The organism is Pseudomonas fulva, assembly GCF_023517795.1.
GTDB classification, from domain to species: domain Bacteria; phylum Pseudomonadota; class Gammaproteobacteria; order Pseudomonadales; family Pseudomonadaceae; genus Aquipseudomonas; species Aquipseudomonas fulva_D.
This window is the reverse complement of record NZ_CP082928.1, coordinates 4255210-4281406: the sequence shown is the minus strand read 5'-3', so window position 1 is coordinate 4281406 and position 26197 is coordinate 4255210. Positions and strand designations below refer to the sequence as shown.

Genomic DNA, 26197 nt, shown 5'->3' with positions numbered 1-26197 from the left:
AAACCGTGGGAGGGGCTTTAGCCCCGATATACCGTGGGGAGCCCGGGCAAAGCCCCTCCCACATTGACCAAACGCGCCCTACTCCACCCGCACGCTGGCGGTCATGCCGGCACTGAGCTGAACCTTCTCGGGCAGGCTATCGAGCTTGATGCGCACCGGAATGCGCTGGGCCAGGCGCACCCAGTTGAAGGTCGGCTCGACGTTGGCCAGCAGTTGGCCGTCCGGGCTGGCGTTGCGGTCGGTGATGCCGCGGCTGATGCCTTCCACTTCGCCCCGAATCTCCTGCTCACCGCCCATCAACCAGATTTCCACCGGTGCGCCGACCTGGATGCGCGGCAGCTTGGTTTCCTCGAAATACGCCTGCACGTAGAACGAGGCGGTATCGACCAGGGCCATCACCGCCTGCCCGGCCGTCACGTAGTTGCCCTGGGCCAGCCTGAGGTTGGTGACCTGGCCGTCACGCGGCGCGCGCACTTCGCTGCGCTCGAGGTTGAGCTGGGCGATCCGCAGGTCGGCCTGGGCCTCGCGGTATTCGCTACGGGCCATCTCGGCGTTGATCTGCGCGTTCTCGCGCAGCTCGGCGCTGATCGCCTGGCTGCCCAGGCGCGCGCGACGGGACGCTTCGTGCTCGCGCAGGCTGAGCTGCTGCCTGCGGATATCCACCACGGCCTGGGCCTTTTCCAGGGCGGCCTGGTAGCGGTCACGGTCGATGGTCATCAGCAGGTCGCCGGCTTTCACCTGCTGGTTGTCGCGCACCTTGAGTTCCAGCACCCAGCCGGACACGTCCGGGGCGATGGTCACCACGTCGGCACGCACCCGGGCGTCCCGGGTCCAGGGCGAATACATGTAGTGCTGCCAGATCCACGAGCCAGCCAGGATCGCCGCTACCACCACGGCCAGGGTGATGCCGACGCGAATGGTCGAACGCATGCTTTTCTCCTTAATTCGCCAGGACGGCAATCACCGCCGCCAGGACGCAAACGAACAGGGCGCAGTCGAACAACGCTTCGTGCCAGATCCACTGTGCCAAACCGACACGCTGCAGCCCGAGGCGAATCACGCCGGTGAGCAGCAGCGCCAAAACCGCGTAGGCCGCCATGGGGCTCAGCAATACGCCGCCCAACGACCACTCATGCAAGCCCATGATCCGCTCCTCTCAAGTGGCACCAATGACGCCAGCCGTTCTGCAACTGCAACAGCGCCGCCTCGGCCAGGCGCTTGTCGATGCTTGGCGTGCAGGCGCGCAGGGCCTCCTGCAATTCGGCCACCGGTGCGTTCAGCGCGTCCTCGCGGCCCGGTGCGGGGCCGCGCTCCAGAGCATCGTCGAGACGTTCCAGAAAGCGCCGCTGCGAGCGCGCCAAACCGGCATCGGCCCTGGCCAGGCAGGCGCGCAGGTGCAGCAATTCATCACCCAGGTCAAGACCGGCCACACCCTCGTCCCAGCGGCTGCGTGCCTGATCCGGGCGCGCCGGATAGTGCCGCGCCAGCTGCAGCAGGCGGTCGGCCATGCGCCCGCCGAACCAGTTTTCAGCCCGGCCCAGGTCGCGACGGGTGAGCCGGCCGAGGTCGACCAGCATGGCATGCACCAGGCGCCGGCCATGCCACACCGGGTTGCGCAGCACGATCACGCGAAACGCCATGACCGCCACGGCCACGCCCATGAGCATGCCCGGCGCCTCGTTGAGGAAGAATTCGACGTTGTAGCCGACACCCGGTGGCGGCAGGCAGAGTACGATGAAGTGCAGGCAGAACGCCGTGGACGTAGCCGCCACCGCCGGCTTGGCCATGCCCAGCACGCCAAAGAACAGTGGCACGCCGAGCACCATGCAGAGCATCACGAAACCGTCGATCTGCGGCATCAGGATCTGCCCGACGAAGAACGCCACCGGCAGCGCGTACAAAATGCCGCGCAGGAACATCAGGCCGATCTGCGGCGCCGCCTCCAGCCGCGCGAACAGGCTGCACACCACGCAGGCCAGCAGCATGGCGCCGGTGGCGTGGGTCCAGCCGGTGGCCAGCCAGAAGCTCGCCAGGGTCAGGAACGCCAGCGCGCTGCGCGAGCCATAGACCAGCGCGCTCTGCCAGTCGTAGTGCCAGGACAGCGCCCGCGGCGCATCGGCCGGCGCCCTGCCCTGCTCGACGGCCAGCAGCGCACGGCTGGCGTCCTCGATACGCATCAGCAGCACCGCCATGCGCTCCAGGCACAGCTGCTGGCCGCCGTTTAGCTCGTCGTCCCCGGCAGCCTGACGCAGGCGCTCGATCAGCTGCGCCCGGTCGTCTGCGTCGTTCTGCAGGCGCTCGTCGACCTCCTGCAACCAGGGCGCCACGGCCTCGGCCTCGAGGCTGTTCAATTGCCGCCACTGGCGCGCCACACCGCGGGCCAGGCGCAGCACGCCGAGCAGGTCGCGGCTGAGTACCCGCAGGGCGATGGCCCGCTGGCGACCGCGCTCGCCCTCGAACCAGGCGTGCTCGCGCTGGGCATCCACGGCGACGATACGTGACAGGGCCTCGAGCAGGCCCTTGCGCGCCTCCTCCTCGCCGGTCAGCGCCTGGCGCGCCGCCTTCAGGCCGGTCTGCCAGGCATCGCGGGCCTGCTGGGCCAGCTGGCGCTCGACCCGCTGCGGCCACAGCAATGCGCTGCTCAGGGTGGCGCAGACGATGCCCAGGCAGATCTCCGTGGAACGGGCGATGGCTTCGTCGAAGATCACCTGGGGCTTGCCGATGGCCGGCAAACCGATGATCGCCACCGTATAGCCGGCCAGCACGAAGGCGTAGGACCAGGCGCTACGCAGCATGGTCGACGCCGCCGTACACAGGCCCAGCCACAGGGCGAAGGCCAGCACGAACAGCAGCGGCATCTGCGCGAACAGCGCCATCATCACCACCGCCATGAAGGTGCCGACCAGGGTACCCAGCAAGCGCGCCAGGCCCTTCTGCACCACCATGCCGGACAGCGGCTGGGCGACGATAAAGGCGGTCATCAGGGCCCACTGCGGCTGTTCGAGGCCCAGGCGCAGGGCGAGCCAAAGCGCCAGACCGCCGCCGAGCAGGGTCTTGATCGCGAACTGGAGGGCTTGGGTGCTCGGCGCAACGAACGCCAGCAGGGGATCACGCACGGTGCTTACCTAAAAGGGTCTCAGCTCTGAACATAGCCGTAGCCGATGGGTTCCGCCTCCGTGCAGGCGGCAAATTATTAGCTAGCTAAGCATATACTGTCCAGAGGGTCGCGTGGCCCAGGTGATGGATACGCCGAATGCGGTACGAAAAAAAGGGCGACCGAAGTCGCCCCAATGCCTTGCGTGCTCGTGAGCCTGGAGATCACTGCGGCTTTTTCTTGCTCGCATCCTTCCAGACGAAATACGTGAACCCGACGCCAAACAGAATCATCAGTCCGACAGTGCCGATACCGGCCAGAACCACCACATCTAAGAACATGCTGCCTCCTTGCATCCGTTGTCGCTCGGGTATGGGGCTACGTTAACAGCCACGCGCTGCCCGCCATTGATCCAGGTCAAATGCCAGGCACGAGCGAACGCAAGCGGCCAGACGGCGACTGTTCTGCATCAATAATTTAGACAGCTCTGGGGCAGCGCCAACGGATACGCAGAAAAGCTGCGTTAGCGCCTGTTCACGATCTTTTGTAAGTCCGCAAAAAGCAGACTGGCCGATGAACAGAGCTTGTAGGAGGGGCTTTAGCCGCGAGCGTTTGATGTGCGAAGGGCTTGCGGCTAAAGCGGATCGCCGCCCGGCCCCTCCCGCGAGATCGCGGCCGAATCACTGACACCACTCAGCCAAAACCGATGGAATCCAGCTCAAGGATGCTGAGCAGGTTCTTATCGTTTCTTCGGTTTGCTATTGGGCTTCTTCTTGCCTTTGGGCAGTGGTAGCGCCTGTTCGAAGGCGTTGCGCATCTCCTCGAGCTTCCTGTCGCGCAGGTCGTGGATGCGCTTGTCGCGCTCGGCGGCGAAATCGATCAACTTCACGTCATTGCTCATAGCGGCGTCCGGATCAGACGAAACGTCAGGTTCAGGCGAGGGGCACAGGGCTTGCGCGTCTTGGCCACCTGGTGCTGCCAATGATGCTGCGTCCGGCCGCTCATGACCAGTAGCGAGCCATGCTCCAGCTGCAGGGAGTGTTCGATGCGCGTGGCGCCCTTGCGGCGCAGATCGAAGCGCCGCACGCCGCCCAGGCTCAGGGACGCCACCAGCGGCTCGGCGCCGAGTTCGCGCTCGTCATCGCTGTGCCAGCCCATGCAGTCCTGGCCATCACGGTAGTAGTTGAGCAGCGCGCCATTGAGTGGCTGCCCGAGGGTGTCGACCAGGCGCTGGCGAATCTCGGCGAGCAGCGGCGTCCAGGGCAGCGGCTGGTGGGTCATGCCGGAATAACGGTAACTGGCTTCGCTGTCGCCATACCAGGCCAGCAGGCGCGGCACTGGATGACGACGACCGAACAGCAGCACGTCGGGTTGTTGCCAGGGCGTTTGCTCGACCAGCGTTTGCAGCCAGCAATCGGCCGTGGCGGCGTCGAGCCAGTGGGGCTGATAGGCGAGTTCGGCATCCGGCAGCTGCAACGCTGGGTGATCGAACAGACCAGCCTGCGGAGTGTCCACGTGCGTCAAACCTCGACGTCCACCCAGAGACCCTGGCGCGGCAACTGATCGATCCCCGGCTCATCCGCCTCGTCGACCTCGCCCTCGGCCAGCTCGGCGGCCGTGTAGCCACGCCGCTGCTGGCGGCGCTGCTCTTCACGCAGTCGTTCCGCCACTTCGTCGGGGTGACGTTTGTCCAGGCCGACAGAATCTTCCTGAGCCGTTTCAGCGGTGGGCGTCACCGGCGCGATCTCCGGGCGCGGCTTGACCACGTCCTGCTGGGCGGTGACGGGTATCAGGCTGTGAGGAATCGGCGGCAACATAGGTGACCTCTCTTTGCAACCTTATCGGCCATACGGCGGGCGACTTTACGGCTGCGTTACTACACTGTCTGACCGGGCGGGCGTCGGTAAGTGCCAAATCGGCCATGATGCACCTTTGGTCAAACCTGGCACTGCGGTAACATAGCCGGCTTTTTCACAGGTGGAGACAGGCAGCATGGCGGAGTATCAACCGGGGCAACGCTGGATCAGCGACAGCGAAGCGGAACTGGGCTTGGGCACCATCCTCATGCAGGACGGCCGCATGCTCACCGTGCTCTACCCCGCCACCGGCGAAACCCGCCAGTACGCGGCCCGCAATGCGCCGCTGACCCGCGTGCGTTTCTCGCCGGGCGACGAGATCACCCACTTCGAAGGCTGGAAGCTGACCGTACGCGAAGTCGATGACGTCGATGGCCTCTTGGTCTATCACGGCCTCGACGCCAAGAACCAGGCCGTCACCCTGCCGGAAACCCAGCTGTCCAACTTCATCCAGTTCCGCCTGGCCAGCGACCGCCTGTTCGCCGGGCAGATCGACCCGCTGCCCTGGTTCTCCCTGCGCTACCGCACCCTGGAGTTCACCAGCAAGCAGGTGCAGTCCTCGCTGTGGGGCCTGGGCGGCGTGCGTGCGCAACCCATCGCGCACCAGTTGCACATCGCCCGTGAAGTGGCCGACCGCATCGCCCCGCGCGTACTGCTGGCCGACGAAGTGGGCCTGGGCAAGACCATCGAAGCCGGCCTGGTGATCCATCGCCAGCTGCTCTCCGGGCGCGCCAGCCGCGTGCTGATCCTGGTGCCGGAAAACCTGCAGCACCAGTGGCTGGTGGAAATGCGCCGGCGCTTCAACCTGGAAGTGGCGCTGTTCGACGCCGAGCGCTTTATCGAGAGCGACGCCAGCAACCCGTTCGAGGACGCACAACTGGCGCTGGTTGCGCTGGAGTGGCTGTGCGAGGACGAAAAGGCCCAGGACGCGCTGTTCGCCGCCGGCTGGGACCTGATGGTGGTCGACGAAGCCCACCACCTGGTCTGGCACCCGGAAAAGGCCAGCCGCGAGTACAGCCTGGTCGAACAGCTGGCCGAAGTGATCCCTGGCGTGCTGCTGCTCACCGCCACCCCCGAGCAGCTCGGCCAGGACAGCCACTTCGCGCGCCTGCGCCTGCTCGACCCGAATCGTTTCCATGACCTGGACGCCTTCCGCGCCGAAAGCGCCAGCTACAAACCGGTGGCCGAGGCGGTGCAGGAGCTGCTCGACCAGGGCCAGCTCAGCGCCCAGGCCCGCGATGCCATCGGCAGCTTCCTCGGCGATGAAAGCCGCCAATTGCTGGATGCCGCCGACGGTGGCGACAGCGACGCCCGCGCCCGCCTGGTACGCGAGCTGCTCGACCGTCATGGCACCGGCCGCCTGCTGTTCCGCAACACCCGCGCCGCCGTACAGGGCTTCCCGGAGCGCGAGCTGCACCCCTACCCGTTGCCGAGCCCGGACGAGTACATGGAGCTGCCGCTCGGCGAGCATGCCGAGCTGTACCCGGAAGTCAGTTACCAGGGCCAGGCCGATGTCGAGGAAGACCAGCGCTGGTGGCGCTTCGACCCGCGCGTCGAGTGGCTGATCGACACCCTGAAGATGCTCAAGAAATTCAAGGTGCTGGTGATCTGCGCCCACGCCGAGACCGCCATGGACCTGGAGGACGCCCTGCGCGTGCGCTCCGGCATCCCGGCCACCGTCTTCCACGAGGGCATGAGCATCCTCGAGCGCGACCGCGCCGCGGCCTACTTCGCCGACGAAGAATTCGGCGCCCAGGTGCTGATCTGTTCGGAAATCGGCTCCGAAGGCCGCAACTTCCAGTTCGCCCACCACCTGGTGCTGTTCGACCTGCCGGCCCACCCGGACCTGCTCGAGCAGCGCATCGGCCGCCTCGACCGCATCGGCCAGAAGCACAAGATCCAGTTGCACGTGCCGTACATGGAAAACAGCCCCCAGGAGCGCCTGTTCCAGTGGTACCACCAGGCGCTGAACGCCTTCCTGGCCACCTGCCCGACCGGCAACGCCCTGCAGCACCAGTTCGGCAGCCGCCTGCTGCCGATGCTGGAGAACGCCGACGATGGCCAGTGGCAAGCGCTGATCGACGAAGCCACCGCCGAGCGCAAGCGCCTGGAAGGCGACCTGCACGCCGGTCGCGACCGCCTGCTGGAACTCAACTCCGGCGGTGCCGGTGAAGGCGAGGCGCTGGTCGAGGCGATCCTCGAGCAGGACGACCAGTTCGCCCTGCCGATGTACATGGAGCAGCTGTTCGACGCCTTCGGCATCGACAGCGAAGACCATTCCGACAATGCCCTGATCCTGCGCCCCAGCGAGAAGATGCTCGATGCCAGCTTCCCGCTCGGCGACGACGAAGGCGTGACCATCACCTACGACCGCGACCTGGCCCTGTCCCGCGAAGACATGCAGTTCCTGACCTGGGAACACCCCATGGTGCAGGGCGGCATGGACCTGGTGCGCTCCGGCTCGATGGGCAATACCTCGGTGGCGCTGATCAAGAACAAGGCGCTCAAGCCTGGCACCGTGCTGCTCGAGCTGCTGTACGTCAGCGAGGTGGTGGCGCCGCGCAAACTGCAGCTGGGCCGCTACCTGCCCCCTGCCGCCCTGCGCTGCCTGCTCGACGGCAACGGCAACGACCTGGCCTCCAAGGTGTCCTTCGACACCCTCAACGACCAGCTCGAAGCCGTACCGCGCGCCAGCGCCAACAAGTTCGTGCAGGCCCAGCGTGATGCGCTGACGCCAAAGATCGCCGCCGGGGAGGCCAAGGTCTCGCCGCGCCATGTCGAGCGGGTCACCGAAGCCAAGCGTCGCCTGGCTGCCGAACTGGACGAAGAACTGGCCCGCCTGACCGCCCTGCAGGCGGTCAACCCGAGCGTGCGCGACAGCGAACTGGAGGCCCTGCGCGAGCAGCGCGAGCAAGGCCTGGCCATGCTCGACAAGGCCGCCCTGCGCCTGGAAGCCATCCGGGTGCTGGTCGCGGGTTAAGCCAAGTCGGAGGTAGGTGGAGCCCATCGCCATTTGATGGCTTTCACCCACACCCTGGGGCTTGATCTAACTTGTGGGAGCGGGCCATGCCCGCGAAGCTGTCGCGCGCATGGCGCGCTCCCACTGAGGCTGGTGAAACCCATCAGGGTTTCTCCCTCTTCAATGAGTTCGCTCAGCGCCCACTTCCGTGAAAATCCCTCACACCATCTGCAACCGCTGCCTGCGCGTCGGCGCCGGGTAGGCGCTGTCGATCGCCTGCAGATCGGCGGCGCTGAGTTGCAGTTCAGCGGCCGCGGCGTTTTCGGCCAGGTGCCTGGGGTCGCTGGCCTTGGGAATCACCAGCACATTGGGCTGGCGCAGCGCCCAGGCCAAGGCGACCTGGGCGGTGCTCACGCCATGCTGCTGGGCCACCTGTCGCAGTGCCGCGGCCGCCAGCAGCGCACCACCCTGCCCCAGCGGACAATAGGCCATCAGAGGCATGTTCTGGCGCTGCTGCCAGGGCAGCAGGTCGAACTCCACGCCGCGCTCCTCGGGGTTGTAGAGCACCTGGTTGGTGGCGCAGGCCGGTTCGCCGAGTTCCTGCAGGTCATCTAGGTCGAAGTTGGAAACGCCCCAGCGGCCGATCTTGCCCTGCTCGCGCAGGCGCTCGAAGGCTTCGACCGTTTCCTCCAGCGGGTGCTGGCCGCGCCAGTGCAGCAGATAGAGGTCGAGGTAGTCGGTGCCCAGGCGTTGCAAGCTGCGCTCACAAGCCGCCACCACGCCACTGCGGCTGGCGTTGTGCGGGTAGACCTTGCTGACCAGAAACACCTGATCACGCTTGCCGCTGATCGCCTCGCCGACGACCGCTTCGGCGCCGCCTTCGCCGTACATTTCGGCGGTATCAATCAGCCGCAAGCCGCGCTCGATACCTTCACGCAGCGCAGCGACTTCGCCTCTGCGCCGATCGCGGTTTTCCGCCATGCGCCAGGTGCCCTGGCCTATCACCGGTACCTGAGTGCCGGCCAACTCGAGTGTGCGCATCATGCTTCCTCCTGGTGATTGCATCCTGACCGGCAGGTATGGCTCAGGTTCAGGCCAACGGCGCGGGCCTAGGTTTATGTAAAGGCAGGATTTTTTTGACCGATCAGTCGGACAGCGCGTCGCTCAGCGGCTACGCTGTGAAGGAAAGGACAAGCCAGGGCCAGTTGACCATGGGCGCACTATGGCGATCCGACTCCGCACCGCCTGTACGCGAGCACAAGGTCGCGACCGCGGTGCCGCGCAAACCCCAGCCCCGCAAGCACCCTGTGCGCTGGGTGGTCGGCTCGACGCTGTTGCTCGGGCTGATCGGAGCGAGTGGATTGCTGATCTACGAACTGCGCACCGCCCATTTCCAGTCCAGCGAACTGAGCCGCTACGCCGCCACGCTCACCTATGAAATCGAAGACGGCCCCAGCGACGCCATCGTCTATCCCGGTAACGGCCCCTTCGATCAACGTCAGGGCTACAGCCGCCTGCCGACCTTTATCGAACGCCTGCAGGGCCGCGGCTTCGAAGTGCTGCAGCAGGCGCGTTTCTCGCCAGCACTGAGCGACTACGCCGAGCGCGGCTTCTTCGCGCCCTTCGCCGAGAAGGCGCAAACCGGTGTGAACATCGAGGATTGCCGCGGCACACCCTTCTACACCGTGCGTAACCCACGTCAGCGCTACAGCGACTTCGCCGCGATTCCTGCGCTGGTGATCGGCAGCCTGCTGTTCATCGAGGACCGCCAGTTGCTTGCTGCCGAGCCGGCCGAAGCCAACCCGGCGGTGGACTGGCCGCGCTTCGTGAAAGCGGCGCTATCCCAGGTCGGCAAGTACGTCGGTATGCAGGATCAGTCCGCTGGTGGCAGCACCCTGGCCACCCAGCTGGAGAAGTACCGCCATTCCCCGGACGGCATTACCCATGCGCCGGCCGAGAAACTGCGCCAGATGATCTCCGCCAGCGTGCGCGCCTACCAGGGCGGCCCGCAGACACTCGTGGCCAGGCAGAACATCGTGCGCGACTACCTCAACAGCGTGCCGCTCTCGGCCGCCCCCGGCCATGGTGAGGTGCACGGCCTGGCCGATGGCCTGCGCATCTGGTTCGGCGTGGATTTCGTCACCACCAACCGTCTGCTCGACGCCGAGCAGGCCAGCGATGCCAACCTGGCCGAGCGGGGCCTGGCGCTGCGCCAGGTGCTATCGCTGATGATCGCCCAGCGCCGGCCCTCGTATTACCTCGCCCAGGGCCGTGCAGAACTGGCCGCGCTGGTCGACAGCCACCTGCGTCTGTTGGCCGACGGTGGCGTGCTGGACAGCAAACTGCGCGACGTGGCCCTGGCCCAGCAGGTGACTTACCGCGACTGGCAGACCGATCCCAACCTGCAGCGCATCGACAGCGACAAGGGCATCAGCATGGCGCGGGCACGATTGGCCGGCCTGCTCAATCTGTCCTACTACGAACTCGACAGGCTCGACCTGGAAGCGCGCTCGAGCCTGAATTCGGACCTGCAGCAACAGGTCAGCCTGTACCTCGAACAACTCGCCGACCCGGCCTTCGCCGAAGGCGTCGGCCTGTTCGGCGACCGCTTGCTGTCGCCCAGCAAGACCGGTGACGTGCGCTACAGCTTCACCCTGTTCGAGCGCACGCCCAACGGCAACCAGGTGCGCGTGCAGACCGACAACACCCATCAGCCCTTCGACATCAACGAAAGCAGCAAGCTGGAGCTGGGCTCTACCGCCAAGCTGCGGGTAATGGCCACCTACCTGGAGGTGATCGCCGAACTGCATGGCCGGCTCGCCGGCATGAGCCCGGCGCAGCTGCGCAGCCAGGACATCGCCGATCTGGATCTGCTCAGCCGCTGGGCCGTCGACTACCTGCTCAGCAACCCGGGTGCCGACCTCACCCCCATGCTCGATGCTGCACTGGAGCGTCGCTACTCGGCCAGCCCGGCGGAACGCTTCTTCACCGGCGGCGGCCTGCATACCTTCGGCAACTTCCGCAATGAGGACAATGGCCGGCGCCCGACCCTGCGCGAGTCGCTACGCGAATCGATCAACCTGCCCTTCGTGCGCCTGATGCGCGACCTGGTGCGCTACAGCACCTACCAGGCGCCGGGCAACAGCGCCGCCCTGCTCAAGGACGACAAGGACCCGCGGCGCCAGGAGTACCTGAGCCGCTTTGCCGACCGCGAAGGCACCACCTTCATGCTGCGCTTCTGGCGCAAGTACCAGGGCCAGTCCGCCCAGGAGCGCCTGGATACCTTTATCGGCGGCCTGCGCCTGACCGACACGCGCCTGGCCGCGGTACACCGCTACCTGATGCCGGGGGTCGGCCAGGCGACCTTTGGCAATTTCATCAAGGCTCACCTGCCGGGCGCACGGATCAGCGACAAGCGCATCGACGAGCTCTACCGGCGTTATGGCCCCGGCGCTTTCAGCCTGCCGGACCAGGGCTACATCGCTCGCGTGCACCCGCTGGAGCTGTGGCTGCTGAAATACCTGATCGACCACCCGCAGGCCTCCTTCAACGACGCGGTGAGCGCCAGCGCCGAGCAGCGTCAGGAAGTCTACGGCTGGCTGTTCAAGAGCCGTCACAAGAGCGCCCGCGACAGCCGCATCCGCATCATGCTGGAGGTCGAGGCCTTCCTGGATATTCACCAGCGCTGGCAGAACCTGGGTTACCCCTTCGAGTACCTGGTGCCGTCCCTGGCCACCGCCCTGGGCAGCTCGGGGGACCGCCCCGCGGCCCTGGCCGAGCTGATCGGCATCATCCAGAACGATGGCATCCGCCTGCCCACGGTGCGCATCGACAGCCTGCACTTCGCCGCAGGCACGCCTTACGACACGCGCCTGGGCCACGTACTCGAAGCCGGCAAACGGGTGATGGCCCCTGAGGTCGCCGCGGCGCTGCGCGAGGCCCTGTCACAGGTGGTGGATGGCGGTACCGCGCGGCGCCTGCAGGGCGCCTTCAGCCTGGCCGATGGCAGCCCGTTGACCCTGGGCGGCAAGACCGGCACCGGCGACAACCGCATGACCAGCGTGGGTCGCGGCGGCCAGGTGATCAGCTCGCGGGTGCAGAACCGCACCGCCACCTTCGTGTTCTTTCTCGGCCCGGACCACTTCGGCACCCTCACCGCCTTCGTACCGGGCCGCGCCGCAGAGAACTTCCGCTTCACCTCGGCGCTGCCGGTGCAGGTGCTCAAGGGCATGCAACCGATCCTGGCGCCCTACCTGCAAACCGGTGCGCGCACGCTGTGCGCTCCGCCACCACAGCAGCAGATGGCGCAGGTGGTGCGCTAGCACAAGGCCGCACACTCCGTAGGAGGGGCTTTAGCCCCGAGCTCTTTGTTTGCCTTGATAAAAAGCTCGGGGCTGAAGCCCCTCCTACAAAAGCGGCAGCAACGATGCCGCTTGTGCCTTACTCGCGCCTTCCCTACCGCCAACGAACCCTAACGCTTCTGCCTCAGATACAACGCCTCCACCTTCTCCCGTGCCCAGGGCGTCTTGCGCAGGAAGGTCAGGCTCGACTTGATGCTCGGGTCGCTCTTGAAGCAGCGGATGTCGATACGCTGAGCCAGGCCGTCCCAGCCGAATTGCTCGACCAGTTCGGTCAGGATGGCTTGCAGGGTGATGCCGTGCAGCGGGTCTTTGGAGGGGGACATGGCGGGTTCCTGATGGCTGGGCGACAAGCTTATCAGCAGGCGCCAATGAAAAGGCCCGGACACTGCCGGGCCTTTTGATCACGCGTTACGCAGGCGCGATCAGAGATGGGCGTCCTGGTACTCCCTCTCGGCTTCGTCGAAGCGCTTGACCATCGCCGGCGAGGCCGGGCGACCGATCTTGCTGAACACCACGATGGCCAGGGTGGCGAGGATGAAGCCCGGAATGATCTCGTACAGACCCAGGCCGATGAAGTTCTTCCACAGCACCACGGTGGCCGCACCGACCACCATGCCGGCCAGGGCGCCGTTGCGGGTCATGCCCTTCCAGACCAGCGACAGGATCACCACCGGACCGAAGGCCGCGCCGAAGCCCGCCCAGGCGTAGGACACCAGGCCCAGTACCTTGCTGTCCGGGTTGGAGGCGATGGCGATGGCGACGATGGCGATCAGCAGCACCATCAGACGACCGACCCACACCAGCTCCTTCTCGCTCGCGCCCTTGCGCAGGAAGGCCTTGTAGAAGTCTTCGGTCAGCGCGCTGGAGCACACCAGCAGCTGGCAGCTCAGGGTGCTCATCACCGCGGCCAGAATGGCCGACAGCACGATACCGGCAACCCAGGGGTTAAAGAGGATCTTGGTCAGTTCGATGAACACGCGTTCGCTGTTATCGCTGACCGGGCCGGCCAGGGCCGGGTTGTTGGCGAAGTAGGCGATGCCGAAGAAACCGACTGCCACGGCGCCGCCCAGGCACAGGACCATCCAGATCATGCCGATACGGCGTGCGGCCGGAATCGACTTGACCGAATCGGCTGCCATGAAACGCACCAGGATGTGCGGCTGGCCGAAGTAGCCCAGGCCCCAGGCCAGCAGCGACACGATGGCGACGAAGGACAAGCCGCGGAACATGTCGAAGTTGGCCGGGTTGGCCTGCTCGATGGTGGTCATCGCCGCATCGAAATCGCCCAGGGAGAGAATCACGAACACCGGGGTGATCAGCAGCGCGAAGATCATCATGGTGGCCTGCACGGTGTCGGTCCAGCTCACCGCCAGGAAACCACCGACGAACACGTAGGCGATGGTCGCCGCCGCACCGACCCACAGGGCGACGTCGTAGCTCAGGCCGAAGGTCGATTCGAACAGGCGCGCACCGGCCACCACGCCCGAGGCGCAGTAGATGGTGAAGAACACCAGGATCACCAGCGCCGAGAAGATGCGCAGCAGCTTGCTGTTGTCTTCGAAACGGTGGGTGAAGAAGTCAGGCAGGGTCAGGGCGTTGTTGTTGTGCTCGGTGTGCACCCGCAGGCGACCGGCGACGAACAGCCAGTTGAGCCAGGCGCCGAGGATCAGGCCGATGGCGATCCAGCTTTCCGAGATGCCGGCGATAAAGATGGCGCCCGGCAGGCCCATCAGCAGCCAGCCACTCATGTCCGAGGCACCGGCGGACAGCGCGGTGACGAAGCTGCCGAGGCTGCGGCCGCCGAGGATGTAGTCGGAGAAGTTCTTGGTCGCACGGTAGGCGATGAAACCGATCAGCACCATGGCCAGGATGTAGACCACGAAGGTGACCAGCATGGGAGTACTTGCAGTCATTGGGGAAAGCCCCTCTCGTTTGTTTTTATTCGAACCGGGGTTAACCGGTCCAGTTGGCACATCACGACTAGGCTCTGTACGAAAAGGACCTGCGCTCGGTGATGCTTCGTTAAAAATCGGTTCGGAATGCTCATTTACAGCTCGTAAACTCCGCTTCCTCACCGATTTTTGCCTCGCCTGACCTTCGCTCGGAGACTTTTCGGACAGACCCTAAGGTCGCGCTCCAGGTACACCACTCTTCTGGCGGGGTTACCGATTCGGGGCATCAGCCCCCAATAGCAAAACGGGCAGAAATCTCATCGATTCCCACCCGTTGTCTGTTACTCGTCGCCCAGCGACAGCAGTGAGGCGTTGCCGCCTACCGCCGTGGTGTTCACCGAGGTGGTGCGCTCGTTGACGAAGCGCAACAGGTAGCTCGGGCCACCGGCTTTCGGGCCGGTGCCGGACAGGCCACAACCGCCGAACGGCTGCACGCCGACCACCGCACCGATCTGGTTGCGGTTCACGTACAGGTTGCCGACACGCGCCAGGGCTTCGATGCGGGCGGCAGTTTCCTCGTTTCGGCTGTGAATGCCAAGGGTCAATCCGTAGCCGGTGGCGTTGATGGCCGCGACCACCTTCTCCAGATCGGCGGCGTCATAGCGCACCACGTGCAGCACCGGGCCGAACTGTTCTTTCTGCAGTTCGTGAATGCCGGCGATCTCGAAGGCCACGGGCGCTACGAAATGACCGTTCAGGTCGCCCGCCACCGCCGCCTCGGCAATCAGCTTGCCCTCGCCCTTGAGCTGCTTGATATGCGCCAGCAGGCCGTCGCGGGCTTCGCCATCGATGACCGGGCCGATATCGTTCTCGCGCAGGTGGGTCGGGCCGATCTTCAGCTCGGCCATGGCGCCCTTGAGCAGGTCGATCACCCGGTCGGCGATATCGCGCTGCACGTACAGCACGCGCAGCGCCGAGCAACGCTGGCCGGCGCTGGTGAAGGCCGAACCGACGGCATCCTTGACCACCTGCTCGGGCAGTGCGGTGGAGTCGACGATCATCGCGTTCTGGCCGCCGGTCTCGGCGATCAGGGTGGCGATCATGCCGTCCTTCTCGGCCAACTGGCGGTTGATGATCCGCGCCGTGTCGGTGGAGCCGGTGAAGCACACGCCAGCGACACGCGGGTCGCGGCAGAACACGCCGCCCAGGGTCGCACCGTCGCCCGGCAGGAAGGCGATCACATCCTTCGGCAGGCCGGCTTCGAACATCAGCTCCAGCGCACGGGCAGCGATCAGGCTGGTCTGCTCGGCCGGCTTGGCCAGCACCACGTTGCCGGCCACCAGGGCCGCGGTGATCTGGCCAAGGTAGATGGCCAGCGGGAAGTTCCACGGGCTGACGCAGACGAAGATGCCGCGGCCTTCATGGAACAGCTCGTTGCGCTCGCCGGTCGGGCCCTTGAGTTCCTCGCGGCCCAGTTTCAGGCGCGCCTGCTGGGCGTAGTAACGGCAGAAATCCACCGCCTCGCGCACTTCGTCGATGCCATCCTGCATGGACTTGCCGGCTTCCACGGTGCACAGCGCCATCAGCTCGGCGCGGTGTTTCTCCAGCAGGTCGGCCAGGCGCTCGAGCACGCTGGCCCGGGCATCGATGGTGGTGGCGTTCCAGTTCGGCCAGGCAGCGCTCAGGCCATCCAGGGCCTGGGCGGCCTGGGCGGCGCTGGCGAACTGGGCGGTACCGACCAGCTTGTTCAGATCATACGGGCAGCGAACCTCCTGGGCGGTGCCGCTCAGGGTCTGGCCGTTGATCACCGGCGCGGCCTGCCACTGGCGATCCAGCTGCGGACGGTAGGCGTTTTCGAGTTCGGTCAGCGATTTCTGGATGTTCATGTTGATGCCCTGGGAGTTTTTCCGTGTGGCCCCGTACAGCGCAGGCGGCAGCGGGATTTTGTTATTGGCGAGGCTGGCGAACTTGCGCAGCTGGGTGACCGGGTGATCGATCAGCGATTCGACCGGTACGCCCGGGTCGACCAGCTGGTGCACGAACGACGAGTTGGCGCCGTTCTCCAGCAGGCGCCGCACCAGGTACGGCAGCAGGTCCTTGTGGGCGCCGACCGGGGCGTAGATGCGTACGGTCTTGCGGTGCTTCTCCAGCACCGTGTCGTACAGCGCATCGCCCATGCCGTGCAGGCGCTGGAACTCGAAGTCGCGCGGCGACGCCTGCTCGGCGGCCATGGCCAGGATGCAGCTGACGGTGTGGGCGTTGTGGCTGGCGAACTGCGGGTAGATCACCCCGCGGGTGAAGTCGCTGAGCAGGTAGCGGGCGCAGGCCAGATACGAGGTATCGGTGCCTTCCTTGCGGGTGAACACCGGGTAGCCGTCGAGACCCCACACCTGGCACTGCTTGATCTCGCTGTCCCAGTAGGCGCCCTTGACCAGGCGCAGCGGCATTTTCTCGCCCAACTCGCGGCCAAGCAGGGTCAGCCACACCAGCACTGGCAGGCAGCGCTTGGAGTACGCCTGGATGACCAGGCCGAACTCGCCCCAGCCAGCGATGGCCGGATCGCGCAGCAGCTTTTCGTACAGCTCCAGGGACAGCTCCAGGCGATCCGCCTCTTCGGCGTCCACCGAGATACCGACGTTGAGCTTGCGGGCCCGGATGGCCAGTTCGCGCACGTTGGCGAACAGCTCGCTCAGCACGCGCTCGCGCTGGGCCACTTCGTAACGCGGGTGCAGCGCGGAGAGCTTGATCGAGATCGATGGCTTCGGGCCGGGGCCGACCTGGGGCTCGGCGCCGACGGTGTCGATGGCCTTGCGGTAGTCGGCCATGTACTTCTCGGCGTCTTCGGCGGTCAGCGCCGCTTCGCCAAGCATGTCGAAGGAATAGGTGTAGCCCTTCTCGCGCTCCGGGCGACCGTTCTTCAGCGCCTCGCTGATGGTGCGGCCGAGCACGAACTGCTTGCCCATGAGCTTCATGGCCTGGTTCATCGCCGCGCGGATCACCGGCTCGCCGGAACGCTGGATGAGCCGGCCGAGAACTTTTTTCGGACGCCCGTCAGCATCTTGCGGGTCGACCACCTTGCCGGTCATCACCAGGCCCCAGGCCGCGAAGTTGACCAGCACGTTGTCGCTCTTGCCCAGGTGCCGCTCCCACTCGGCGGCGCTGAGCTTGTCGCGAATCAGCGCATCGGCGGTGCTGGCATCCGGCACGCGCAAGAGTGCCTCGGCCAGGCACATCAGCATCAGGCCTTCCTGGGTGTCCAGGCTGTACTGGCGCAGCAGCGCGTCGAGGGTGTCGACCGCATTGTCGCGGCCGCGCACGTCCTGGATCAGGCTGCGCGCCTGCTGGCGAATGCTCTCGATGCCAGCAGCGCCGGGGTCGGCGAGCTGCAGCAGTTCCTCGAGATAAGCGCTCTCGTCGACGTTGTAGTTGGCACTGATGGCGGGGAAAAAATCGGCAGCCCTGGCAGCGGAAACCTGCGCGAGAAACTCCGGCTGCAAGACCTGGCTGGCTTTGAACATCACGCCCATCCTCTTGTAGGGATTATGTATGGGGTACCCCTGCTCTGGGTCTAGCCCAGATACGAGGATCTGGCGATCTCGGGCTTGCAGAAGTGGATGGCGGAATTTAGAGGCAGATCGATAAGCGCTTCTTGCGGAAAGCTCTGGAGTTTTTGCAGAAAACTCCGAAACCCATCAGCCCTCGGTGCGAACCTGGCCGCGCGACTGTACGTCAGGTGACAGGGGCCCCGTCGGGCTCCATGCCCCTGTGCACCTGATCGGTCCGTTTTTACTCATCGGGCAGCCGAAAAGGTATTCTCTCCGGCATCTCATTGCGAGGCGTGCTCGTGCTGCCCTGGGCGTAGCGCGAGGATCCGGCCGTAGGACGCCTCGCCTGCCGGCCATCAACCGAATCAATCCATTTGCGCGGAGTTGAACGCATGTCGCTGAGCATCAAGACCCCTCTTCTGCAATCACTGCCCCTGAGCCAGCGCGTCGGTGCCAGGGTATGGATGAAGATGGAGGCCATGCAACCAGGCGGCTCCTTCAAGATCCGTGGTGTCGGCTTCGCCTGTGAGCAGCACCACGCACGGGGCGCCCAGCGTTTCATTTGCTCTTCGGGCGGCAATGCCGGGCTCGCCGTCGCCTATGCCGGGCGTCGCCTGGGGGTACCGGTCATCGTGGTGGTTCCAGAGACGACCACGGCGCGGGCGCGAAGCCTGCTGGGCCTGGAAGGCGCCGAAGTGATCGTGCACGGCAAGACCTGGTTCGAGGCCAACGAGCTTGCGCGTTCCTTGCAGACGGCAGCGGATGCCTTCATCCACCCCTTCGACGATCCACTTCTGTGGACCGGTCATGCGTCGATGATCGATGAGGTAGTCGCCGATGGCCTACGCCCGGATGCCGTTGTGCTCTCTGTCGGCGGTGGCGGCCTCCTGGCCGGCGTCGATGAAGGCTTGCGTCGCAACGGCCTCGTCAATGTGCCGATCTATGCGGTCGAGACACAGGGAACCGCATCGCTGCAGGCCTCCATCAGCGCAGGCCAGCTCGTGGAGATCCCGGCGGTTTCCGGGGTCGCGACCTCCCTTGCAGCGCGTCAGGTTTGCCGAAGAGCCTTCGAAGTGTCAGAAGAGCGGCCCGTGATACCTGTTCAGGTCTCGGATCGAGAGGCTGTGGAGGCTTGCCTGGCCTACCTGAACGATCACCGCACCCTGGTCGAGCCAGCCTGTGGCGCAGCCCTGGCAGTGCTGTATGGAAGCAAGACTTCCCTGGCTGAGTTGAACAACGTACTGGTCATCGTATGCGGTGGCTCCACCGCGACCATCGAGTCGCTGCTCACCTTGCGAGGCTGATGCCCGACTTATAGGCACATGCGCGAGTGGATAGCGTTCTTGGAGAGTTACTGCTTCTCCACCCGCCGCAGCGCCCGATAGAGCGTGGAGCGGTGCACCTTGAGCACCTTGGCGGCCTGCTCGACCGAGTGCCCGTCCTGGTTGATCAACCGTTTCGCCTGGTCGATCTGCTCGCTGGTCAGCGTGGGTTTGGCACCGAACTTCACGCCACGGGCCTTGGCCGCCTCGCGGCCGTCCTTGGTTCGTTCGAGGATCAGCGAGCGCTCGAACTCGACGATACCGGCGAATACCGCCAGCACGGCCAGGCCATTCTCGGTGGTGGTGTCCGCCCAGGGTTCGGACAGGCTGCGCAGGCCCGCGCCGCTGATATGAATGCGCTCGGCGATTTCCAGCAGCTCCCGCGTACTGCGCGCCAGGCGGTCGAGCTTGGTCACGGTGAGCACGTCGCCAGGGCCCAGTTCGTTGAGCAGGCGGGTCAATTCGGGGCGATTGCGCCAGTTGTTCTTGGTCTGCTCGGACACCAGCCGGGTACAGCCCGCCAGTTCCAGGCCGAACAGTTGGCTGAGCAGGTTGGGCGTCTCACTGGCGCGCGCGTAGCCCAGGTAACGGGGGCCGCTTTCCTGGCCCTGCTCGGTTTCTGGCAGCTGGCTCATTGTTGGGCTGTTCCCCACGCGGCATCGCTGCAGGCCAAAGCACCGCGAGACGTATGGAGTAGAGGCAATAGGATGGATTGGCGAGACAAGGCTGGAATCACGCTGCGTGTGCTCTGCGCTGGCGGCATGGCCAGTGCGGATTGAACCTGCCTTGCCGCAACGGCGGTGGCACCCGGGCAATAACCTACACCAAGCGCTACGGCGAGAAAAGGTTGGGTATGCGCTCGCCAAATGCAGGGGCCACGGGCGATACAGGTCGCCAATGGAATTTGCTCCGGGGCGACGCCGCCCCCTCAACCCTGTCGGCGACCACAACGAAAACGCCGCCGTTACCTTGCGGGCGGCGTCTGCTTGCAAAAGGTGATCAGGCGGTCAGCCGGGTCAGCGCTTCGCGGTACTTGTCGGCGGTCTTCTGCGCGACATCGGCCGGCACGGCAGGAGCCGGCGGCTCCTTGTTCCAGCCGGTGGACTCCAGCCAGTTGCGCACGAACTGCTTGTCGAAGCTCGGCGGGTTGGTGCCTTCGGCGTAGCTGTCGGCCGGCCAGAAGCGGCTGGAGTCAGGGGTCAGCACCTCGTCCATCAGGGTCAGGGTACCGTCTTCGTCGAGGCCGAATTCGAACTTGGTGTCGGCGATGATGATGCCGCGAGTGGCCGCGTATTCCACCGCTGCCTTGTACAGGGCGATGGAGGTGTCGCGCACCTTGGCGGCCAGTTCGGCGCCGATGATCGCCTCGCACTGGGCGAAGCTGATGTTCTCGTCATGATCGCCCACGGCGGCCTTGGTCGACGGGGTGAAGATCGGCTCGGGCAGCTTGGCCGCTTCCTTCAGGCCGGCCGGAAGCGCGATACCGCACACGGTGCCGCTCTTCTGGTATTCCTTCCAGCCGGAGCCGACGATGTAACCCCGCACGATGGCTTCAACTGCCACCGGCTTGAGGCGCTTGGCGACCACGGCACGCCCTTCGACCAGAGGCAGCTCGGCGGCCGGCACCACGTCTTCGACGCGATCACCGGTGAAGTGGTTGGGCACCACGTGGGCCAGCTTGTCGAACCAGAAGTTGGAGATGGCGGTGAGGATCTTGCCCTTGTCCGGAATCGGCTGCTCGAGGATCACGTCGAAGGCCGACAGGCGATCGGTGGCGACCATCAGCATGCGCTTGTCGTCGATCTCGTAGAGGTCGCGGACTTTGCCCGAATAGATTTTTTTCAGGCTCAGGGAAGGTGTGGTCATGTCGAGCTAGCGCCTCGTCGCGGGAAAGTCGCGCCGCACGGCGTCAAGCGGACGCGTCACGGCTGTAAGGGTCGGCAGAAAACGCCCTGCCTGTGAAAACAAAAGGCGAAACCCAGGGGTTTCGCCTATCGCCAACCACGTGCCAGGAATCCCTAGCCGAGGTTCTCCTGGATCATGTCCAGCACCCGGCGGGCCACGTCGGCCGGCGCCACGGTGTTGATGTCCTTCTCGACGGTCACCTGCACGGTGTCGCCCACGGCAGTCAGGCGCACCTGGTAACGCTCGGCGCGTGCCTCGACGGCGTCCTTGTCTTCCGAGCCACCGAACAGGCGCTTGAAGAAGCCCGGCTTCTCGTTGTTGCGCTGCGGGCCTTCGGCCAGGTTGACGTAGTAGACGCCCAGGGTGCGGTTGATGTCGTCGACGCGCAGGTCGGCCATGCGCAGCGAGCGGCCGACGCCGGACCAGGCGCGGTCGAAGTCGGTGCTCAGGTTGAGGATCGGGTTGCCGTTGCCGTCCTGGGACAGGGCTACGCGGTTCGGCGCATCGAAGTCGCGACCGGCCAGCAGCGACACCGAACCGCCCTGCTCCACGCTGCGCGTCAGGCTGGCCTGCAGCTCGTCGAGCAGTGCGGCGTCGAGGGTCTTGTTGACACTGCGCTCGGTGAACGGCACGTCGGCGCTGCTGCCGGCCGGACGCTGCGCGGTGACGACGAAGATTTCGCTGGTGTTGCGCTGCACGCCAGGCTCGAGGCGCACGTGCACGCGGGTTTCGGTATTGCTGTCCAGACCACCCACGCGGCCGGTCAGGCGGCTCTGCATGCTGCTCGACAGGGCGTCGAAACGCTGCCAGTCGGTGCTGAATTCACCGGTCTGCGGGCGTTCGTCGACGATGCGGAAGCCGCCGTCCTCGAAGAACTGGCGAGCCCCTGGCCAGACTTCGGCCGGCACGCGCTGGGCGACCAGCCAGCTGGAGTCGCCGCTGTTCTGCAGGCTGAACTCGCTGACGTTGTCGCTGACCACCAGTGCCTGCGGGCGCGGCACCTCGTATTCGCCCTTGGCATCGCTGTCGCGGATCTGCTGGGGAACCGGCAGCAGCGGGTCGAGGCGCTTGGCCTCGACGTCGGCGGGCAGTTGCATCGGCGCGGTCTGCCGTGCGCCCAGGTAGTCACTGCCGCGGTCGCGGAAGTAGCCATTTTCGCCCCAGATCCAGCCACAGCCGCTGGTGCTGGTGATGATCAGGGCAAGTGCGGAAAATCCGGCCAGTCGCTTCATGCGTCGTAGTTCCTCGATTAGACCAATACACCGGACTGGCGCAGGGCCTGACGCAGCGGTTCGTGACAACGGGGGCTCAACCAGGTCAGCGGCAGGCGAATGCCGTCGGCCATCATGCCCATTTCATTCAGGGCCCACTTCACCGGAATCGGGTTGGCTTCGATGAACAGGCTCTTGTGCAGGGGCATCAGGCGGTCGTTGATGGCCCGGGCGATCGCCGCTTCGCCGCGCATGGCGGCCGAACACATGTCGCTCATGGCGCGCGGCGCCACGTTGGCGGTCACCGAGATGTTGCCCTTGCCACCGAGCAGGATCAGCTCGACCGCAGTCGGATCATCGCCGGAATACAGGTGGAAGTTCGAGCCGACGCGGTCGAGGATGTCACGGGCGCGCTGCAGGTCGCCGGTGGCTTCCTTGATGCCGATGATGTTGTCGACCTTGGCCAGCCGTTCGACGGTCTCCGGCAGCATGTCGCAGGCGGTACGGCCCGGCACGTTGTAGAGGATCTGCGGGATGGCCACGGCTTCGGCGATATGGCGGAAGTGCAGGTACAGGCCTTCCTGGGTCGGCCGGTTGTAGTACGGGGTGACCAGCAGGCAGGCATCGGCGCCGGCGGTCTTGGCATTCTGGGTCAGCTCGACCGCTTCGCGGGTGGAGTTGGCACCGGTGCCGGCGATGACCGGGATGCGCCCGGCGACCTGATCCACCACGCGGCGGATGACTTCGATGTGCTCGTTGACATCGAGCGTCGCCGACTCGCCGGTAGTGCCGACCGCGACGATGGCATGGGTGCCCTCTTGCAGGTGGAAGTCCACCAGTTTGCTCAGGGCCTCCCAGTCGAGATTACCCTGCGCATCCATGGGCGTGACCAGTGCCACCATACTGCCCGCAATCATGCAACCGCTCCTGCCGAAAAAGAGAGCCGTAATGGTACTGGCGCCACCAGCCTTGCACAAGCGACCAGGTGGCTGTAGTTACCGGCATTACGCGCGTTCGCCAGCACGGTCGAGCGTATCTGGTCATTCCCCTGGCGGGCGCTTTTCGCTACCCTGCGAGTTTGTTTGGCGCTGTCTATTGCGCCGGGCGTCCAACGTTTAGGAAGGCTGCATGTCCACCCCCCCAGTTCGCGAACAATTCCTCGTCATCAGTGCGCTCGGCAGCAATGCCATGGAGCTGACCAATGTGCTGTGCCGGGCCAGCCATGAAAACCGCTGCGCGGTCATCAGCACGCGCCTGAGCCGCCACGGCGAGCTCAGCGCCCTGGTACTGCAGGTGTCTGGCAACTGGGATGCCCTGGCGCGGCTGGAAGCCGGCCTGCCGGCACTGGCCAAGAAGCACGAGTTCACCGCCAACGTGATCCGTAGCGCCGCCCAGGAAGTGCGCCCCCAGGCGCTGCCTTACGTGGCCTACGTGAGTTCGGTGTACCGCCCGGACATCCTCAACGAGCTGTGCCAGTTCTTCATCGACCACCGTGTCGAGCTCGAGGCACTGACCTGCGATACCTACCAGGCGCCGCAGACCGGCGGCACCATGCTCAATGCCACGCTGACCGTCACCCTGCCGGCGGGCACCCAGATCAGTTGGCTGCGCGACCAGTTCCTGGATTTCGCCGACGCGCTGAACCTGGATGCCCTGATCGAACCCTGGCGCCCCCAGAATCCATAAGGAGCCCTGCCCCATGGCCATCGCCATCGATGCCCCCGTTCCCGACTTCAGCGCCCCGGCCACCGGTGGCGACTTCAACCTGGCGGCCTGCAAGGGCAAGCAGTTGGTGATCTACTTCTACCCCAAGGACAACACCCCGGGCTGCACCACCCAGGGCCAGGGTTTTCGCGATGCCCATGAGGCCTTCGCTGCCGCCAATACGGTGATCGTCGGGGTGTCCCGCGACAGCCTGAAGACCCACGAGAACTTCAAGGCCAAGCAGGGCTTTCCCTTCGAGCTGATCTCGGACAAGGACGAAAGCGTCTGTGGCCTGTTCGACGTGATCAAGCTCAAGAAGCTCTACGGCAAGGAATACCTGGGCATCGACCGCAGCACCTTTCTGATCGACAAGCACGGCGTGCTGCGCCAGGAGTGGCGCGGGGTGAAAGTGCCCGGCCATGTCGACGCGGTACTGGCCGCCGCCCAGGCCCTGAACAAAGCCTGATACAGTTGAAAAAATGCCGCTCTCGAGCGGCATTTTTCATCCCCCAGGGTTACGCCTTGCGCAACCAGTAGCGAAACACTCCAGCCTCGCTTTCCTCGCGCAGCAGCGCGTGGCCGGCCAGGCGTGCGAAGGCTCGAAAGTCGCGCTGCGACCCGGCATCCGTGGCCGACACCTTGAGCACCTCGCCACTGGCCAGGCCATTGAGCGCCACCTTGGCCTTGAGCAGCGGCAGCGGGCAATTCAGCCCACAGGCATCCAGCTCAGCCTGATGCTCGCCCTGCCAACTCGACACATCACTCATACCACCCTCCCGTTTGCAGGCCGACAGCATAACCCAGGGCCCGTCGGCGCTGGTCAGGCAAGTGCCCACCCGGCTACAGTACGGCACTGATCAAACAAGAGCCTTGTGCATGAATGTTCTGCGCCCCACCCTGCTGACGCTCGCCTGCCTGCTGGCCCAACCGGCCATGGCCAGTGACCTGCCCTCCCTCGGCGACGCCAGCTCCGCGCTGGTCTCTCCGCAACAGGAATACCAGTTGGGCCGTGCCTGGCTGAGCATCGTGCGCGGCCAGGTCAGCCAGCTGTCGGACCCGCAGCTCAAGGACTTCGTCGAAAGCAGCGTCTACCGCCTGGCCGAGACCAGCCAGGTGCAGGACCGGCGTCTCGAATTCGTGCTGCTCAACAGCCCGCAGATCAACGCCTTCGCCGCGCCCGGCGGGATCATCGGCGTCAACGGCGGCCTGTTCCTTTATGCGCAGACCGAAGGCGAATACGCCTCGGTGCTGGCCCACGAACTGGCGCACCTGTCGCAGCGTCACTTCGCCCGCGGCCTGGAAGCCCAGCAACGTATGCAGCTGCCGGTGATGGCCGCCATGCTCGCCGGTATCGTCGCCGCTGCAGCCGGAGCCGGCGATGCCGGCATCGCCGCCATCGCCTCGACCCAGGCGGCGGCCATTCAGGAACAGCGGCGCTTCTCCCGGCAGAACGAGCAGGAGGCCGACCGTATCGGCCTGGTCAACCTGGAGAAAGCCGGCTACGACCCGCGCTCGATGCCGAGCATGTTCGAGCGCCTGATGCGTCAGTACCGCTACGACCGCATGCCACCGGAGTTCCTGCTCACCCACCCGGTCTCCGAATCGCGCATCGCCGATACCCGCAACCGCGCCGAGCAGTTCCCTGGCGGTGGCACCGAAGACAGCCTGCGCTACCAGCTGATGCGCGCGCGGGTGCAGCTGACCTACGAGGAAACCCCCGGCATCGCCGCCAAGCGCTTCCGCGCCCAGCTCGACGAAAACCCGAACATGGACACGGCGCGCTACGGCCTGGCCATCGCCCTGACCAAGGGCGGCCAGTTCGACGAGGCGCGCGAGGTACTCGCGCCGTTGCTGCAGAAGGCGCCCAACGACATCACCTACAACCTGGCGCAGATCAGCCTGGACTCGGCGGCCAATCGCCTGCCGGCTACCGAGCAACGCGTCACCCGCCTGCTCGAGCTGTACCCCAGCAACTACCCGGTGAACCAGGCGCGCATCGACCTGCTGCTCAAGCAGCGCAAGATCCCCGCCGCCGAGCAGGCGCTCAACGACCTGCTCAAGCGGCGCATGAAGGATCCGGATGTCTGGTATCAGGTGGCGGAAGTACGCGGGCTGAGCGGCAATACCATTGGCTTGCACCAGGCCCGCGCCGAATACTTCGCCCTGGTCGGCGACTTCAACCAGGCCATCGAGCAGCTCGACTTCGCCAAGCGTCGTGCGGCCAACAACTTCCAGATGGCCTCGCGCATCGACGCACGGCAGAAGGAGTTGATCGAAGAGAAGCGGATGACCGAGGAAATGCTGCGCGGCTGATGGCGCTGCAATGAGCGGCACGAGCGATCGCCCGT

Annotated in this window: 22 protein-coding genes; 6 read left to right on the top strand and 16 right to left on the bottom strand. The window is 65.5% G+C overall.

Annotated features, from left to right (window positions below; all coding sequences use genetic code 11):
- Positions 1–78: 78 nt before the first annotated feature.
- From K8U54_RS19760 to K8U54_RS19735, 7 genes are all read right to left on the bottom strand, one after another.
- The gene (locus K8U54_RS19760; protein WP_249907399.1) at positions 79–930 is read right to left on the bottom strand and encodes an efflux RND transporter periplasmic adaptor subunit; all 852 of its coding nucleotides are present in this window, start codon (positions 928–930) and stop codon (positions 79–81) included.
- Between the two features lie 10 nt (positions 931–940).
- The gene (locus K8U54_RS19755; protein ID WP_249907398.1) at positions 941–1144 is read right to left on the bottom strand and encodes a DUF1656 domain-containing protein; all 204 of its coding nucleotides are present in this window, start codon (positions 1142–1144) and stop codon (positions 941–943) included.
- Entirely contained in the window at positions 1131–3116 is a 1986-nt protein-coding gene (locus tag K8U54_RS19750; protein WP_249907397.1) for an FUSC family protein, read from the bottom strand. The genes K8U54_RS19755 and K8U54_RS19750 overlap by 14 nt, the downstream gene beginning before the upstream one ends.
- 202 nt (positions 3117–3318) lie before the next feature.
- A complete protein-coding gene (gene ccoM / locus K8U54_RS25220) occupies positions 3319–3435 on the bottom strand; it encodes a cytochrome c oxidase subunit CcoM (protein ID WP_283939381.1) in 117 nt (38 codons plus the stop codon).
- A 398-nt stretch (positions 3436–3833) separates the two neighbouring features.
- A complete protein-coding gene (locus tag K8U54_RS19745; RefSeq protein WP_249907396.1) occupies positions 3834–3995 on the bottom strand; it encodes a hypothetical protein in 162 nt (53 codons plus the stop codon).
- The gene (locus K8U54_RS19740) at positions 3992–4609 is read right to left on the bottom strand and encodes an alpha-ketoglutarate-dependent dioxygenase AlkB family protein (RefSeq protein ID WP_249907395.1); all 618 of its coding nucleotides are present in this window, start codon (positions 4607–4609) and stop codon (positions 3992–3994) included. Before K8U54_RS19740 ends, K8U54_RS19745 begins: the two co-directional genes overlap by 4 nt.
- Before the next feature lie 5 nt (positions 4610–4614).
- Positions 4615–4911 carry an aspartate-semialdehyde dehydrogenase gene (locus K8U54_RS19735; protein ID WP_070885414.1) on the bottom strand — a complete coding sequence of 99 codons (297 nt, stop codon included), beginning with the start codon at positions 4909–4911 and terminating at the stop codon, positions 4615–4617.
- A 175-nt stretch (positions 4912–5086) separates the two neighbouring features.
- Here K8U54_RS19735 and rapA point away from each other — a divergent pair, with 175 nt between their 5' ends.
- The gene (gene rapA, locus K8U54_RS19730; RefSeq protein ID WP_249907394.1) at positions 5087–7930 is read left to right on the top strand and encodes an RNA polymerase-associated protein RapA; all 2844 of its coding nucleotides are present in this window, start codon (positions 5087–5089) and stop codon (positions 7928–7930) included.
- 198 nt (positions 7931–8128) lie between these two features.
- Here the strand turns inward: rapA and K8U54_RS19725 are convergent, their stop codons facing one another.
- Positions 8129–8950, bottom strand: a complete 822-nt coding sequence (locus K8U54_RS19725) for an aldo/keto reductase (protein ID WP_249910482.1) — start codon at positions 8948–8950, stop codon at positions 8129–8131.
- A gap of 170 nt (positions 8951–9120) precedes the next feature.
- On the opposite strand from K8U54_RS19725, the gene K8U54_RS19720 reads away from it, so the two are divergent.
- The gene (locus K8U54_RS19720; protein WP_249910481.1) at positions 9121–12231 is read left to right on the top strand and encodes a transglycosylase domain-containing protein; all 3111 of its coding nucleotides are present in this window, start codon (positions 9121–9123) and stop codon (positions 12229–12231) included.
- A gap of 149 nt (positions 12232–12380) precedes the next feature.
- On the opposite strand, the gene K8U54_RS19715 is transcribed toward K8U54_RS19720, so the two are convergent.
- The 3 genes from K8U54_RS19715 to putA form a co-directional block, all read right to left on the bottom strand.
- Positions 12381–12593 (bottom strand): VF530 family DNA-binding protein, encoded by a 213-nt coding sequence (locus K8U54_RS19715; protein WP_249907393.1) that lies wholly within the window; start codon positions 12591–12593, stop codon positions 12381–12383.
- A 99-nt stretch (positions 12594–12692) separates the two neighbouring features.
- A complete protein-coding gene (putP, locus tag K8U54_RS19710; RefSeq protein ID WP_249907392.1) occupies positions 12693–14183 on the bottom strand; it encodes a sodium/proline symporter PutP in 1491 nt (496 codons plus the stop codon).
- 320 nt (positions 14184–14503) lie between these two features.
- Positions 14504–17680, bottom strand: a complete 3177-nt coding sequence (putA, locus tag K8U54_RS19705) for a bifunctional proline dehydrogenase/L-glutamate gamma-semialdehyde dehydrogenase PutA (protein ID WP_249907391.1) — start codon at positions 17678–17680, stop codon at positions 14504–14506.
- Positions 17681–18099: 419 nt separating this feature from the next.
- On the opposite strand from putA, the gene K8U54_RS19700 reads away from it, so the two are divergent.
- Positions 18100–19011 carry a pyridoxal-phosphate dependent enzyme gene (locus K8U54_RS19700; protein ID WP_249907390.1) on the top strand — a complete coding sequence of 304 codons (912 nt, stop codon included), beginning with the start codon at positions 18100–18102 and terminating at the stop codon, positions 19009–19011.
- A gap of 47 nt (positions 19012–19058) precedes the next feature.
- Here the strand turns inward: K8U54_RS19700 and K8U54_RS19695 are convergent, their stop codons facing one another.
- The 4 genes from K8U54_RS19695 to dapA all read right to left on the bottom strand — a co-directional run bounded on the left by K8U54_RS19695 (position 19059) and on the right by dapA (position 23062).
- The gene (locus tag K8U54_RS19695; protein WP_249907389.1) at positions 19059–19664 is read right to left on the bottom strand and encodes a recombinase family protein; all 606 of its coding nucleotides are present in this window, start codon (positions 19662–19664) and stop codon (positions 19059–19061) included.
- 364 nt (positions 19665–20028) lie between these two features.
- Complete coding sequence (locus tag K8U54_RS19690) at positions 20029–20895, bottom strand: phosphoribosylaminoimidazolesuccinocarboxamide synthase (RefSeq protein ID WP_249907388.1); 867 nt, start codon at positions 20893–20895, stop codon at positions 20029–20031.
- Positions 20896–21047: 152 nt separating this feature from the next.
- Positions 21048–22166, bottom strand: a complete 1119-nt coding sequence (gene bamC, locus K8U54_RS19685) for an outer membrane protein assembly factor BamC (protein ID WP_249907387.1) — start codon at positions 22164–22166, stop codon at positions 21048–21050.
- Positions 22167–22183: 17 nt separating this feature from the next.
- Entirely contained in the window at positions 22184–23062 is an 879-nt protein-coding gene (gene dapA / locus K8U54_RS19680) for a 4-hydroxy-tetrahydrodipicolinate synthase (protein WP_249907386.1), read from the bottom strand.
- Positions 23063–23273: 211 nt separating this feature from the next.
- Between dapA and K8U54_RS19675 the strand changes: the two genes are divergently transcribed.
- Both K8U54_RS19675 and K8U54_RS19670 read left to right on the top strand, forming a co-directional pair.
- The gene (locus tag K8U54_RS19675; protein WP_070885427.1) at positions 23274–23831 is read left to right on the top strand and encodes a glycine cleavage system protein R; all 558 of its coding nucleotides are present in this window, start codon (positions 23274–23276) and stop codon (positions 23829–23831) included.
- Between the two features lie 13 nt (positions 23832–23844).
- Positions 23845–24315 (top strand): peroxiredoxin, encoded by a 471-nt coding sequence (locus tag K8U54_RS19670; RefSeq protein ID WP_249907385.1) that lies wholly within the window; start codon positions 23845–23847, stop codon positions 24313–24315.
- A gap of 49 nt (positions 24316–24364) precedes the next feature.
- On the opposite strand, the gene K8U54_RS19665 is transcribed toward K8U54_RS19670, so the two are convergent.
- Positions 24365–24616 (bottom strand): sulfurtransferase TusA family protein, encoded by a 252-nt coding sequence (locus K8U54_RS19665; protein ID WP_249907384.1) that lies wholly within the window; start codon positions 24614–24616, stop codon positions 24365–24367.
- A gap of 109 nt (positions 24617–24725) precedes the next feature.
- Between K8U54_RS19665 and K8U54_RS19660 the strand changes: the two genes are divergently transcribed.
- Complete coding sequence (locus tag K8U54_RS19660) at positions 24726–26162, top strand: M48 family metalloprotease (RefSeq protein ID WP_249907383.1); 1437 nt, start codon at positions 24726–24728, stop codon at positions 26160–26162.
- The last annotated feature ends 35 nt before the right edge of the window (positions 26163–26197 follow it).

Coding starts and splice junctions, on each gene's coding strand:
- ccoM (WP_283939381.1), bottom strand. CDS start 3,435: ATGTTCTTAGATGTGGTGGTTCTGGCCGGTATCGGCACTGTCGGACTG.
- K8U54_RS19675 (WP_070885427.1), top strand. CDS start 23,274: ATGTCCACCCCCCCAGTTCGCGAACAATTCCTCGTCATCAGTGCGCTC.
- K8U54_RS19700 (WP_249907390.1), top strand. CDS start 18,100: ATGTCGCTGAGCATCAAGACCCCTCTTCTGCAATCACTGCCCCTGAGC.
- K8U54_RS19725 (WP_249910482.1), bottom strand. CDS start 8,950: ATGCGCACACTCGAGTTGGCCGGCACTCAGGTACCGGTGATAGGCCAG.
- K8U54_RS19690 (WP_249907388.1), bottom strand. CDS start 20,895: ATGACCACACCTTCCCTGAGCCTGAAAAAAATCTATTCGGGCAAAGTC.
- K8U54_RS19720 (WP_249910481.1), top strand. CDS start 9,121: ATGGGCGCACTATGGCGATCCGACTCCGCACCGCCTGTACGCGAGCAC.
- putP (WP_249907392.1), bottom strand. CDS start 14,183: ATGACTGCAAGTACTCCCATGCTGGTCACCTTCGTGGTCTACATCCTG.
- K8U54_RS19670 (WP_249907385.1), top strand. CDS start 23,845: ATGGCCATCGCCATCGATGCCCCCGTTCCCGACTTCAGCGCCCCGGCC.
- K8U54_RS19755 (WP_249907398.1), bottom strand. CDS start 1,144: ATGGGCTTGCATGAGTGGTCGTTGGGCGGCGTATTGCTGAGCCCCATG.
- K8U54_RS19665 (WP_249907384.1), bottom strand. CDS start 24,616: ATGAGTGATGTGTCGAGTTGGCAGGGCGAGCATCAGGCTGAGCTGGAT.
- K8U54_RS19735 (WP_070885414.1), bottom strand. CDS start 4,911: ATGTTGCCGCCGATTCCTCACAGCCTGATACCCGTCACCGCCCAGCAG.
- putA (WP_249907391.1), bottom strand. CDS start 17,680: ATGTTCAAAGCCAGCCAGGTCTTGCAGCCGGAGTTTCTCGCGCAGGTT.
- rapA (WP_249907394.1), top strand. CDS start 5,087: ATGGCGGAGTATCAACCGGGGCAACGCTGGATCAGCGACAGCGAAGCG.
- K8U54_RS19660 (WP_249907383.1), top strand. CDS start 24,726: ATGAATGTTCTGCGCCCCACCCTGCTGACGCTCGCCTGCCTGCTGGCC.
- K8U54_RS19715 (WP_249907393.1), bottom strand. CDS start 12,593: ATGTCCCCCTCCAAAGACCCGCTGCACGGCATCACCCTGCAAGCCATC.
- K8U54_RS19760 (WP_249907399.1), bottom strand. CDS start 930: ATGCGTTCGACCATTCGCGTCGGCATCACCCTGGCCGTGGTGGTAGCG.
- K8U54_RS19745 (WP_249907396.1), bottom strand. CDS start 3,995: ATGAGCAATGACGTGAAGTTGATCGATTTCGCCGCCGAGCGCGACAAG.
- bamC (WP_249907387.1), bottom strand. CDS start 22,166: ATGAAGCGACTGGCCGGATTTTCCGCACTTGCCCTGATCATCACCAGC.
- dapA (WP_249907386.1), bottom strand. CDS start 23,062: ATGATTGCGGGCAGTATGGTGGCACTGGTCACGCCCATGGATGCGCAG.
- K8U54_RS19695 (WP_249907389.1), bottom strand. CDS start 19,664: ATGAGCCAGCTGCCAGAAACCGAGCAGGGCCAGGAAAGCGGCCCCCGT.